The organism is Dermabacter sp. Marseille-Q3180 (assembly GCF_940792985.1).
In the GTDB taxonomy this organism is placed as follows: Bacteria; Actinomycetota; Actinomycetes; order Actinomycetales; family Dermabacteraceae; genus Dermabacter; species Dermabacter vaginalis.
Window position 1 is genome coordinate 129,239 of sequence record NZ_CALNWU010000001.1, and the last position, 12,185, is coordinate 141,423.

Annotated in this window: 11 protein-coding genes; 5 read left to right on the forward strand and 6 right to left on the reverse strand. The window is 61.2% G+C overall.

Annotated features, from left to right (window positions below; all coding sequences use genetic code 11):
* Nucleotides 1-19: 19 nt before the first annotated feature.
* Complete coding sequence (gene ppgK, locus NBW56_RS00640; protein WP_250257597.1) at nucleotides 20-871, reverse strand: polyphosphate--glucose phosphotransferase; 852 nt, start codon at nucleotides 869-871, stop codon at nucleotides 20-22.
* A 41-nt stretch (nucleotides 872-912) separates the two neighbouring features.
* Nucleotides 913-1,818 carry a type I methionyl aminopeptidase gene (gene map / locus NBW56_RS00645; protein WP_250257598.1) on the reverse strand — a complete coding sequence of 302 codons (906 nt, stop codon included), beginning with the start codon at nucleotides 1,816-1,818 and terminating at the stop codon, nucleotides 913-915.
* A 52-nt stretch (nucleotides 1,819-1,870) separates the two neighbouring features.
* Between map and NBW56_RS00650 the strand changes: the two genes are divergently transcribed.
* Nucleotides 1,871-2,086 carry an SPOR domain-containing protein gene (locus tag NBW56_RS00650; protein WP_250257599.1) on the forward strand — a complete coding sequence of 72 codons (216 nt, stop codon included), beginning with the start codon at nucleotides 1,871-1,873 and terminating at the stop codon, nucleotides 2,084-2,086.
* Nucleotides 2,087-2,111: 25 nt separating this feature from the next.
* On the opposite strand, the gene panB is transcribed toward NBW56_RS00650, so the two are convergent.
* Nucleotides 2,112-2,924, reverse strand: coding sequence for a 3-methyl-2-oxobutanoate hydroxymethyltransferase (gene panB / locus NBW56_RS00655; protein WP_250257600.1), 813 nt, complete (start codon nucleotides 2,922-2,924; stop codon nucleotides 2,112-2,114).
* A gap of 103 nt (nucleotides 2,925-3,027) precedes the next feature.
* On the opposite strand from panB, the gene NBW56_RS00660 reads away from it, so the two are divergent.
* Genes NBW56_RS00660 through NBW56_RS00670 form a run of 3 tightly spaced genes read left to right on the forward strand, consistent with a single transcriptional unit; the run spans nucleotide 3,028 to nucleotide 8,251 of the window.
* Nucleotides 3,028-4,359 (forward strand): glutamine synthetase family protein, encoded by a 1,332-nt coding sequence (locus NBW56_RS00660; protein ID WP_250257601.1) that lies wholly within the window; start codon nucleotides 3,028-3,030, stop codon nucleotides 4,357-4,359.
* A 7-nt stretch (nucleotides 4,360-4,366) separates the two neighbouring features.
* Nucleotides 4,367-7,339: a bifunctional [glutamine synthetase] adenylyltransferase/[glutamine synthetase]-adenylyl-L-tyrosine phosphorylase gene (locus NBW56_RS00665; RefSeq protein ID WP_250257602.1), complete on the forward strand. Its 2,973-nt coding sequence runs from the start codon at nucleotides 4,367-4,369 to the stop codon at nucleotides 7,337-7,339.
* A gap of 12 nt (nucleotides 7,340-7,351) precedes the next feature.
* Complete coding sequence (locus NBW56_RS00670) at nucleotides 7,352-8,251, forward strand: hypothetical protein (RefSeq protein ID WP_250257603.1); 900 nt, start codon at nucleotides 7,352-7,354, stop codon at nucleotides 8,249-8,251.
* 26 nt (nucleotides 8,252-8,277) lie between these two features.
* Here NBW56_RS00670 and glnA read toward each other — a convergent pair whose 3' ends face one another.
* Nucleotides 8,278-9,702, reverse strand: coding sequence for a type I glutamate--ammonia ligase (glnA, locus tag NBW56_RS00675; protein WP_250257604.1), 1,425 nt, complete (start codon nucleotides 9,700-9,702; stop codon nucleotides 8,278-8,280).
* Nucleotides 9,703-9,815: 113 nt separating this feature from the next.
* Here glnA and NBW56_RS00680 point away from each other — a divergent pair, with 113 nt between their 5' ends.
* Nucleotides 9,816-10,250, forward strand: a complete 435-nt coding sequence (locus NBW56_RS00680) for an RDD family protein (protein ID WP_250257605.1) — start codon at nucleotides 9,816-9,818, stop codon at nucleotides 10,248-10,250.
* A gap of 55 nt (nucleotides 10,251-10,305) precedes the next feature.
* Here the strand turns inward: NBW56_RS00680 and NBW56_RS00685 are convergent, their stop codons facing one another.
* Nucleotides 10,306-11,019: a DUF4191 domain-containing protein gene (locus NBW56_RS00685; protein ID WP_065247774.1), complete on the reverse strand. Its 714-nt coding sequence runs from the start codon at nucleotides 11,017-11,019 to the stop codon at nucleotides 10,306-10,308.
* Nucleotides 11,020-11,086: 67 nt separating this feature from the next.
* Nucleotides 11,087-12,148 carry a lipoyl synthase gene (lipA, locus tag NBW56_RS00690; RefSeq protein ID WP_250257606.1) on the reverse strand — a complete coding sequence of 354 codons (1,062 nt, stop codon included), beginning with the start codon at nucleotides 12,146-12,148 and terminating at the stop codon, nucleotides 11,087-11,089.
* Nucleotides 12,149-12,185: the final 37 nt, after the last annotated feature.

The window sequence follows — 12,185 nt, forward strand, 5'->3', positions numbered from 1 at the left end:
CCCTTGGCGCCCCCTCAGATCAGGCCTCTTCGACCGACTCGGCAGCGAGCTCTGCGGCCGACGTGTTCTTCTTGTCCTTCTTGGCTTTCTTCTCGCCCTTGTCTTTCTTCACCTCGAGCTTGCGCTCGGCGTGCGCGAGGGCGGCCGCACCGATGATCCCGGCCTCGTTGCGAAGCTTCGCGGGTACGATCTCGGTGTGGAGGTCGAGGAAGTGGAGGTATTTCTTCGAATCCTTTGACACTCCTCCGCCCACGATGAAGAGGTCGGGAGAGAAGAGGAACTCCACGTGCGAGTAGAACACCTGGAGGCGTTCCTTTGCCCATTCTTCGTAGCTAATACCGAGCTTTTCAAACACCGAACTCGCGGCGAATTTCTCGATGCTCGCGCCCTCGTAGTTCAGGTGGCCCAGTTCCGAGTTGGGGATGAGCTTGCCATCGATAAACATGGCCGATCCGATGCCCGTGCCGAGTGTCGTCATAATCACTAGGCCCGACTTATCTTTACCGACACCAAATTCCATTTCGGCGATACCGGCGGCATCGGCGTCGTTCACCACGAAGACCGAATGGCCCGTGGCCTCTGAAAGAAGCTGGTCCACGTTCACGCCGATCCAGGAATCGTCGACGTTCGCTGCGGATTTTGCGACGCCGTGCTGGATAATCGCGGGGAACGTGACGCCCACGGGCATATCGGAGGGGACATCAAACGAATCGATGAGCTCCTTGACGGTCTTCGCGACCGCCTTTGGGGTTGCCGGCTGCGGCGTAGGGATACGCACGCGCTTCGCGGCGAGCTCACCTTTCTTCAGGTTGACGGGAGCGCCCTTGATGCCGCTTCCGCCGATGTCGATTCCGAATGCTTCCTTAGCCATGGTGAAATGCTTCTCCTTGCGAGGTGACTACGTCGTTCATTTTACGCGGAAATTTCGGCATCGGGATCAGTGAGCACCTCGTAGCCGTCGTCGGTAATAAGGAATGTGTGCTCGAACTGTGCCGTGTACCCCTTATCGCGGGTCGTGATCGTCCAGCCGTCATCCCATTGATCCCACGCGCGCGAGCCGAGAGTCACCATGGGCTCGACGGTGAAAATCATGTTTGGCTCAATGATGTCGTCGTAGTGGGGTGCCGAATCGTAGTGGGGGATGATGAGGCCGTTGTGGAAGCCCTCGGCAACGCCGTGGCCCGTGAAGTCACGAACCGAGTCGTAGCCGAAACGCCCCACGTACTTCTCGATGACACGACCCACGACATTGACCTCGCGGCCCACCTTCGCAGCGCGGATTCCCCGGAACATCGCCGTTTCGGTCCGTTCGATGAGCTCCGCGGCCTCGGGTGCGATCTCACCGATGGGGAACGTGGCGTTCGTGTCGCCGTGGACACCGTCGAGGTAAGCGGTGACATCAACGTTGAGGATGTCGCCCTCCTCCATGACGGTTGAGTCAGGGATGCCGTGGCACACCACCTCGTTGAGGCTCGTACAGCACGACTTCGGGAAGCTCAGGTAGCCGAGGGTTGAGGGGTATGCGCCGTGATCGAGGATGACTTCATGCACGAGGGCATCGATTTCGTCGGTCGTGACGCCGGGCTTCGCAGCCCTGCCTGCCTCGCGAAGGGCGAGGGCGGCGATCTTCGAGGCACGGCGCACGCGTTCGATGACGTCGGGCGTTTGCACGTACGGCCCGCAATTATCGGATTGCGCTTCATCTTTGAACGCATACTCGGGGCGCGCAATCGAGGCGGGGACCGAGCGAAGCGGACTAATGGTGCCGGGTTCGATCACGGAGCGTTTTTCGGGGCGAAGCCAGTGGTCTACAGTCATGACTACCAGTCTGGCAGGTTCTTCTGGATATCGATGAACGAAAGGCCGCGTCGTGAGCGAGTTCTATTACAACACCAAGACGAAACAGATCGAAGAGGGAAACCAGAGTCCGGCGATCGAACTCATGGGCCCTTACGCGACGCGTGCCGAAGCCCAGCATGCGCTCGAGCTCGCCGAGGAGCGTAACGAGGAATGGGACGAAGCGACTGAAGAGTGGAACGAGTATTACAGAGACGACGACGAAGACTCACAAGACGAGCAGTTCTAGTTCACCCTCGTGCGCGTTGCGCGCACTATTTGTCGAATGTGTGCTCGGGGGCGGGGAATTCTCTCGTGCGAACCGCGTCGCCATACTCCACCGCCGCGCGCATGAGGTCCGAGCGGAGGTCGGCAAAGGCCTTCACGAACCGGGGCTTGAAGCCGCTGAGTCCGGCCATGTCCTGCCACACGAGCACCTGACCATCGCAGCCTGCTCCCGCGCCGATGCCGATTGTGGGGACCTCGAGCTTTTCGGTGACGCGCTCGGCGAGAGGAGCGGGGACTAGTTCGAGCACGACGGCGAACGCGCCGGCATTTTGGAGGGCTACCGCATCGGCGAGAAGAGCGTCGGCCTTCTCCCCGCGCCCCTGCACCTTAAACCCGCCAAGCTGGTTGACCGATTGCGGTGTGAACCCGAGGTGCCCGCAGACGGGAATACCCGCGTGCACGAGCGCTTCGACCTGAGGGAGAATTTCGCGTCCGCCCTCAAGCTTGACTGCCTGCGCGCCCGCCTGCATGAGCTCGACACCGTGACGCACCGCGTCCTCGACGCTCGCCTGATACGTGCCAAACGCGAGATCAGCGAGCACGAGCGGGCGCTCGCATGAGCGCGCGACGGCCCCGGTAAAGCGCACGATGTCCTCGTGTTTCGTGTACACGGTGGAGTCGTAGCCGAGCACGGTGTTGCCCGCAGAATCACCCACGAGAAGCACGTCGATTCCGGCCTCGTCAAAGATGCTGGCGCTGAAAGTGTCATAGCTTGTCAGCATCGTGATGGCCCGCCCCTCCTTCTTGAAGTCGCGAAGGGTGTGGGTTCGGATCTTGCGCGGGGTGACGCTCTCGCTCACGTGATGTCCTTTCGTGCGCGCCAAGTGCAGCGCGTTCGTCATCAGCGTATCCGGCCAAGCGCAGGACTTCAGTGGCGAGGCGGAGATGGGGCACAATTGATGTATGGAACGCCACCAGGATTCAGTGCTTCGGCAGGTCGAAGAGCAGGGGATTGACTACATCCGCCTATGGTTCAGCGATGTGGTGGGACGCCTCAAGTCAGTCGTGATCTCGCCGCATGACCTCGAAAAAGCGTTCGATGAAGGCATCGGCATCGATGGCAGCGCGATTGAAGGGCTCACGCGCTCGTATGAGTCAGACATGCTGCTTCGCCCCGATCCCTCGACTTTCCGCGTCATGGGTGCACCGCCAGGTGGTGAAACCGGCGTGATGATCTGTGATGTGTTTACGCCCGACTCCGCCCCCGCGGCATCGGATCCGCGCCGAGTCCTTCGCGACGCCCTCTCTCGCGCCGAGGCCAAGGGGCTTGAGTTCCTCACTCATCCCGAGGTGGAGTTCTACCTTTTCAACCGGCGCTATGAAAAAGGAATTCCCCTTGAGCCCGTCGATCAAGGCGGCTATTTCGACTACGTGCAACGGATCGATGGCAGCCGCTTCCGCCGCGAGGCGATGCAGGAACTCGAACGCATGAACATCCATGTCGAGTATTCCCACCACGAAGGCGGTCCCGGGCAAAACGAGATCGACCTCCGGTACGCTGATGCGCTCACGACCGCGGATAATTTGCTCACCCTTCGAGCCGTCGTCAAAGGCATCGCCCTTGCCGAAGGGAAGTTCGCGAGCTTCATGCCGAAGCCTATGATCGAACACCCCGGTAACGGCATGCACACGCATCTCTCGCTTTTCCATAACGGTACGAATATTTTCCACGAGCCGGGAGCCGAGTACGGGCTATCGCGCACCGCGCGTCACTTCATCGCGGGGCTCCTTGTGCACGCTCGCGAATATTCGATCCTCACGAACCAATTCGTCAATTCCTACAAGCGTTTGTGGGGCGAACAAGAGGCTCCGAGCTACATCGTGTGGGGTCACAACAACCGAAGTGCCCTCGTGCGCGTACCGTTCCACAAGCCAACGAAGGGAACCAGTTCTCGGGTGGAGTTTCGGGGTCTCGACTCAGCGGCGAATCCCTATCTCGCGTTCGCTGCGCTCCTCGGCGCTGGCCTCAAGGGCATCGAGGAGGAATACCCCCTCCCCGAAGGTGCGGAAGACACGGTATGGGAACTCACCGAGCGCGAACGGCAAGCGATGGGCATCAAACCGCTGCCCTCCGACCTCTTGCGAGCTATCGAAAGTTTTGAGACTTCCGAGCTCATGGCCGAGATTCTCGGTGAGCAGGTGTTCGAATACATCCTGCGCGATAAACGCCGCGAGTGGGACGGATATCGCCGCCAGGTGACCGAGTCCGAGCTCCGCACGACATTCGATATTTAACAACCACATGAGGCTTGAGACCGGCGCAATTGAGGCCCTCCAATCCGGGGAGGCCGGGGGCGAGTTCACGCACTTTGATCTCGCACGCCTTGGTTTCGTTCGAACGGACCGGAGCGCCGCGCTCCTCGCGAGCGCTTCACTCTCGTGTGTTCCGCCACAGCTCGTGCGCGCGATGGGGGAGGCGGCAGACCCTGACGAGGCTCTCCTCGGGCTCACCCGCCTTGCCGATGCGGCTCAGGAGGCGGGCCAGACCCACCAATTCGCGCGCGTCGTTGGCGACGAAAGACTCGGGCGCACCCTGGTGCTTGTGCTCGGCAGTTCGATCGCGCTCGGGGATGCTCTCGCGCGGCAGGTGAACGAGCTGGAGGAGATTCTTCAGTGTCCGACGCTTGACGGGCCCACGCGCGAGAGTTTTCGCGAGGTGATGCTGGCCGCCGTCGGCTCTCACCCTTCGGCCGCGGTGCCGGTTGCTGCTCCCGGCCCCGAGCCGCGTAGGGCCTTTCGCCGCGCCTACTATTTTGTGCTCGCTCAAATAGCGGCTCGAGATGTGGAGGCGGAAGCCCCCGTGGACCGCCAAGCCGAGATCTCAAGACTCCTTAGTGACCTCGCCGACGCCGCGCTCGAGGGCGCGCTCGCACTGGCCCGGGCCGCTACCGAGGGGCATGAAAGTGTGCAACTTGCGATCATCGCGATGGGGAAATCCGGGGCGCGCGAGCTCAACTATGTTTCCGACGTCGACGTCATGTACGTTGCGGAGGCAGCACACGAGGGTGTGAGCGAGGATGAGGTGACGAGGGTGGGAGGCGCGCTCGCACGCGAACTCGCTCGAGTGTGCGAGGAGCGCACGGCCGACGGCAGCCTCTGGGCGATTGACGCGAACTTACGGCCCGAGGGGCGCGATGGGGAACTCGTGCGGACGATCGATTCCTACGCTCGCTATTACCGAAAATGGGCTCGGACGTGGGAGTTTCAAGCGCTTCTCAAGGCTCGCGCCTGCGCGGGGGATCGCTCACTCGGTGAGCGATTTGAAGAGATCGCCACGCCGCTTGTATGGCAAGCCTCCACACGCGAGGGGTTTGTTGACGACACTCGCGCGATGCGCGCCCGGGTGCTCGCGCACGCCGATGCCGAGCGCGATCTCAAGCTGGGCCGGGGCGGTCTTCGCGATATCGAATTTACGATTCAATTGCTCCAAATGGTGCACGGCCGCGCTGATGAAGATATTCGTGAGGCTGGAACACTTGACGCCCTCGACGCTCTCACGCGAGGCGGATACGTGGGCCGCGAGCATTCGGCCGAGCTCGCCGGAGCCTATCGATTCTTACGCGTGTGCGAACACCGGCTCCAAATGTGGCGCCTGCGGCGAACCCACATGCTTCCCACCGGGGAGCGCGACATTCGGCGCCTTGCGCGCACAATCGGGGCGCAGCCGGCAAAACTTCCTGCCGAGATCGATACCGTGCGCCGGCGCGTGCGCCAGCTTCATGAGGAGATCTACTATCGCCCTCTCCTCGCCACCTCCGCAGGGCTAAGCGACGGGCAAATCGCCCTTAGTGCCGAAGCTCAGCGCGATCGGCTCGAAGCGATCGGCTACCGCGATCCCAATCGTGCTCTGCAACACATTGACGCGCTTACGAGGGGACTCAGCCGTGGGGCCGCGATCCAGAAACAGCTGCTTCCGGCCTTCCTCGAATGGTTCGCGGGGGGCGTTGATCCAGATCTGGGCCTGCTGTCATTCCGCAGGCTTTCCGAAACTCTGCGCGAAACCCACTGGTTTCTCGGCATGTTGCGCGACTCGGGGGTTGCTGCCGAACGGCTCACGCATATCCTCTCGAGTTCACGCTACGTGGGCGAACAGCTCGAACAGCACCCGAATACCGTGCGCTGGCTATCGAACGACGCCCAGTTGCAACCCCTTACGCGGGCACAGATCACGCAAGAACTCGACTCGATCGCGGGCCTGGCAACGAGCGACGAACACGTGATTGACGCCCTTCGCGGTGTGCGCGCACGCGAGATCGTCAGAATCTGCCTCGCCCACCTCTCGGGCGTCCTTGATCTGCGGGAACTCGCCCGGTCTCTGACTGACCTCGCGGAGGCGATCCTCGCCTTTACCCTGACCCGCGTAAGTGCCGAAGCGGACGTTGCGCTTTGCGTGATAGCCATGGGCTCCTTCGGCGCGGGGGAGATGGGCTATTCTTCCGATGCCGATGTGCAGTTCGTGTGCGAAGGCAACCTCGAGGTCGCGACCCGGATTGCCGCCCGCGTACAAAAGATCCTCAATGCCCCGGCCTCGGGCATCAACATGCGCGTCAATGCCGATCTGCGACCGGAAGGCCGCTCAGGCCCACTCGTGCGCACGCGCACGAGTTTCGAGGACTATTACGCGCATCACGCTGAGAGATGGGAACGCCAGGCGCTTTTGCGCGCTCGGTGCGTTTCCGGCCCCAAAGACATCTGTGAAACGCTCACCGCGATCATGGACCGCGAGCGCTTTCGCCCCGGCGGGATGGACGCGCACGAGCGCCGAGACTTCGCTCGCATGAAAGCCCGCATCGAAGGAGAGCGACTCCCGCGTGGCGTGAGGCCGAGCCATCACCTCAAACTGGGGCGGGGTGGAACGACCGACGTCGAATGGTGCGTACAGCGACTATTGCTTGAACACGCGGGAAACGACGAGAGCCTGCGTACCGTCGGAACCCTCGACGCCCTCGCAGCCCTCGAGAGCGCCGGGCACCTCACTCCTTCCGATGCACTCGCACTTCGCCGCGCCTGGATGCTGGCATGGGAGTTGCGGCGAGCGCTCTTTTTGTGGCGCGGTCGCGAGAGCGATGTTCTTCCTACCGACCTCGTTGACCTGAACGCTATCGCCACCCTCGTACGCGAGCCCGTGGAGAATGCCCGTGCGATCGAGGAGAGATACCTCAAAGTGACGCGCCACTCGCGCCAGGTCGCCGAACGCCTGATCTTTGACGAGTAGCCTGAAAGGGCTATGACCTCACCCGAACTGAGCGCTCAGACCCCTCGCGGCCGCATGTACCGGATGGAACCCGGAGGGAAACTCGTCCACCCATCCATCACCACTGTCGCAGGGATGCGCGCGAAAGACCACCTCAATGGCTGGTACGCGCGTATGGCTTCGAAACGCGCGCTTGAGATGTTCTCGTACCTCGATCGCAACCCCTCACGCGCCTTTGACGAAATCCGGCGCGTGAACCGCAACAGCTGGACCACCCAAAAGCGCATTGCCGAAGCAGCACCCGACTACACGAAAACAACCGCGGATTTCGGCACCTACGTTCATGCGCTATGCGAAGCATGGGAACGATCGGGAGAGCGGCCCACCGAGTCCGACATGCGTGAACTCGCGACAGAGATGCGAAGCGGGGGAGACCTCCTGAGCATGGAAACGAACCTCGGGGCGCTCGTGGGGCGAGCGAATGTTCGGCTCGACGGCTTTGCGGGTTTTCTCGAGGATTTCCAACCGGAATTCGTCGAGATCGAACAAACAGTGGTGAACCGCACCGTGGGCTACGCCGGCACAACCGATGCCATTGTGAAAATCGGCAACACGCTGCTCACGGGGGACATCAAGACCTCGAAGAAGGTGCGGGGTGACTACGCGCTCCAGGGCGTTGCCGTCATGAGGGCCGAAAACCTCCTCGACAATGACGGAACCTTGCGCGAGATGCCCGAACTCACCGGCGCGTTCATCATTCACCTGCCGGAAACGGGCGGGTACAGCGCGGTGCCGCTTCGCACATCCGACGCTGAGTGGGAAACGTTTAAAGCCCTGCGAAAAGCGTGGGACTTCGCGCCCGACGACTGCGCGCTCAGCGAAGCGCAGAGCCCGAAGGAACTGCTGCTTTCGCTCTTGAACGCGAAGCTCTAGCGCGAAGCCCCACGACACGACCCGGTTTAGAGGTCGTAGTAGAGCTCGAACTCGTAGGGGTGGGGGCGAAGCCTGAAGGGCTCAACCTCAAACTCGCGCTTGTAGGCGATCCACGTGGTAATGAGATCCTCCGGGAACACATCGCCCTCGGTGAGGAAGTCGTGACCACGCTCAAGCTCATCGAGCGCTTCCTCGAGCGAGGCCGGGAGAGTCTTGATATCCGCATGCTCTTCCGGCGGAAGCTCGTAGAGGTCTTTGTCGATCGGCTCGGGAGGTTCGATGCGGTTCCTGATGCCGTCGATGCCCGCCATGAGTTGAGCCGCAAAAGCCAGGTAAGGATTTGCCGACGGATCCGGGGCACGGAATTCGAGGCGCTTAGCCTTCGCCGAATTGCCCGTGACCGGGATGCGAATCGCCGCTGAACGGTTCCTTGCCGAATACACCATGTTGACCGGTGCTTCAAAGCCCGGCACGAGGCGCTTAAACGAATTCACCGTGGGGTTGGTGAAGGCGGTAAGCGCGGGGGAGTGCTCGATCAAGCCGCCAATGTACCAGCGGGCGAGATCCGAAAGCCCGCCGTAGCCACTCTCGTCGTAGAAAAGCGGCTCACCGTTCTTCCAGAGCGACTGATGGCAGTGCATGCCCGAGCCGTTGTCTCCAAAGATCGGCTTCGGCATGAACGTTGCCGAGCGCCCATTTTCCCACGCAACGTTCTTGATGACGTACTTGAACTTCATGACGTCATCGGCAGCCTGCAAAAGCGTGGAAAAGCGGTAATTGATCTCTTGCTGGCCTCCCGTGCCAACCTCGTGGTGGGCGCGCTCCACCTCGAGACCCACTTCGTCGAGCACGCGCACCATCTCATCACGCAGATCGGCCATTTGGTCTACGGGAGCCACAGGGAAGTAACCGCCTTTCATTGCGGTTTTGTAGCCCTGATTCCCAAACTCTTCTTCGCGGCCCGTGTTCCACGCGGCCTCGTTCGAGTCGATCTCGTAAAAAGCGCCGTTTGCTTCCGTCTGATAGCGGACGGAGTCGAAAATGTAGAACTCGGCTTCGGCGGCAAAGAAGGCGGTGTCGGCAATACCGGTTGAACGGAGGTATTCCTCGGCTTTCGCAGCGACGGTTCGCGGGTCGCGGCTGTAAGGAGCATCGGTGAAGGGATCGACGATCGCGTAATTGATCACGAGGGTCTTCTGATCGCGGAACGGGTCCACGTAGGCCGTGCTGAGATCCGGGATAAGTTTCATATCGGATTCGTGAATGGCCTGGAACCCGCGAATCGAGGAACCGTCGAACAGCTGTCCCTCGGCGATTGCTTCTCCGTCAAAGGTTTTCGCGGGAACATTGAAGTGCTGCATGACGCCGGGGAGATCGCAGAAGCGAATATCAATGAACTTGACATCCTCTTCCTCGATGAACTTCACGGCTTCGCTGGGATTGCTGAACACGTATCCTCCGTCCGTGCTGAGCGCACGTTAACTTTGAGCAGTTGCCTCTCCTAGTTTACGTCCACCCACGTCAGGGTTTGCCTCACGCACGGCCGCGAACGTACGGTTTTGGAATGAATCGCCCCATAAATAGTGACGAGTCAGTCGAAAACGACGCCCAAGCAGGGGCGCATCCCGGCGAAGTTTTTGGCCTTCCCGACCGCGGCAGATACTCCATTGCGCCGTTGCCGCGGCGTTTCCTCTCCATGTGCCTCGACTGGGCAGCCGCGGCAGCCGTGTCCTTTCTCGCCTTTCACTATGACCCGCTTGCCACTCTCGCGTTGTTCCTCGCACAGGTCACCGTGATGCAGACACTTTTTGGCGCAAGCCTCGGCCAATTCCTGACCGGGCTTCGCGTTCTGCCCGTGACTGGGCGCTCGCCCATGCTCCTTCGCGCCCTCGTACGTAGTGCCATCATGCTGAGCGTGATCAGCGCGTTCGTGGTGAACGAGAACAGGCAGACTCTCCACGACCTCGTCGCGGGGGTCGTTGTCGTGCGCTCTCAATAAGCATCGCCCCCAGCGGCCTGTACCGAAGGGGGCGAATACGCAGGTGTCGGTCGGCTTAGCGACCGCGCATAGCCTTGCGATTGGGGCGAGCGCGCATGGGATCGACGCCTTTGGGGATGGCCTGACGAACGGGATTGGGCAAGGCACGGAGGCGTCGGCCAATCTCGCCGGCTTCCGCCTTCGTGAGTTCATTCTTCATGGCGGTCAGGTGCCGGTTGAGCTTCGGAAGCGGCACTTCGCCCTCGCCGTGGCCCACATACACCGCATGCACCGGAACGTTCGGGAACATGCGGTTCATGCGCTTGACTTCCTTACTCATGAGCTTTCGCGAACCACCGCCGGAGCCCTCCGACACGAGTGCAATGCCCTTGCGGCCGCTCGCACGAAAGAGCATCGAACGACTGCGAGCATCGAAGGCCGCAGGATCCTGCTCAACATTCCACCCTCGCGAAATCTGCTGCATCACGGCAATCGCGGCACCCGGTTGATCCTCGATCTTCGAGTACGTGGCTTTCTGTGCCCTGCGGCCAAGGATGATCATCGCAAGGAGAAGGCCGAAACCGAGACCGATGAAGGCTCCGTAGATCGGGTGGCCGAAGGCCCCGAAAATGAGAGCGAGCAGGACGGTGAGACCCACGATCGAGAGAATCATGAGCGGTGCCGTCGAGCGATCGTACGCCTGAGTTTCCTTGAAGACGTCGATCGTCTGCCGGATGCGGCCGGGCTTCTTCGTCTTAGCGGGGGCGTCGGTCGTGTTCTTGCGTGCCATTAATCCTTGTCCTTAGCGCGATGCGGGTGGTTCGAAAACCATCCCCAAGCATAACCGGGAAATGGGCCTAAGCCGTTGCCGAAGCCTTCCGCTCAGCACGCTCCCTGTCACGCTTTTCACGTGCGGCCTGGCGCTCCACCACGCTCGTGGCTTCCTGGAGGGCGGGCGCCGAGGAATTGAGGTGCGAGAGTTCTTCGGGAATCTCGCGACCAAGTTTCTCCATCGCCTGAGCCCACAGCCGGCCGGCGCGATACGACGAACGCACCATGGGCCCGGCCATGATCCCCGCGAAGCCCATTTCATAACCTGCCTCGGAGAGTTCGAGGAACTCTTGCGGCTTCACCCAGCGATCGATCGGGTGATGAAGTTTCGAGGGGCGCAAATACTGGGTGAGGGTGAGAATCTCGCAACCGTGGTCGCGAAGATCCTGCATAGCTGAAAGAATCTCGCTCGTTTCCTCCCCCATACCCAGGATGAGGTTCGACTTCGTGATCATCCCGTTCGCCTTCGCATCGGCGATGACGCCGAGGCTGCGCTCGTAACGGAAGGCCGGGCGAATCTTTTTGAAGATGCGAGGCACGGTTTCGAGGTTGTGACCGAAGACTTCGGGCTTCGAGTCGTAGACCTGCTGCATCGCGCTCGAATCACCCTTGATGTCGTCGATGAGGAGTTCCACACCCGTACCCGGGCTGATGGCGTGGATCTGGCGGCAGGTCTCGGCAAAGAGCCCCGCGGCGCCGTCTTCGAGGTCATCGCGGGCCACTCCTGTCACGGTCGCGTACTTGAGGCCCATTTCCTTGATGGAAGTGGCGACCTTGAAAGGTTCGGCAGGGTCGATCACTTGTGGTTTGCCGCTTGCGATGTCGCAAAAATCGCAGCGGCGCGTGCAGGTGTCGCCGCCGATCAAGAAGGTCGCCTCGCGATCCTCCCAACACTCGAAGATGTTGGGGCAGCCCGCTTCTTCGCACACCGTGTGCAAGCCGCGTGAATGCACGCGTTTCTTCATATCGGTGTACTCGGGGCCCATGTTTGCCGTGGTTTTGATCCAGCTAGGTTTGCGTTCGATCGGGGTTTCCGCATTGCGGGCCTCGACTCTGAGAAGGCGTCGTCCTTGGGGTTCAACTGCCACGTCACACTCTCCTTGCGAGTAGGGGTCTCAAGATTCT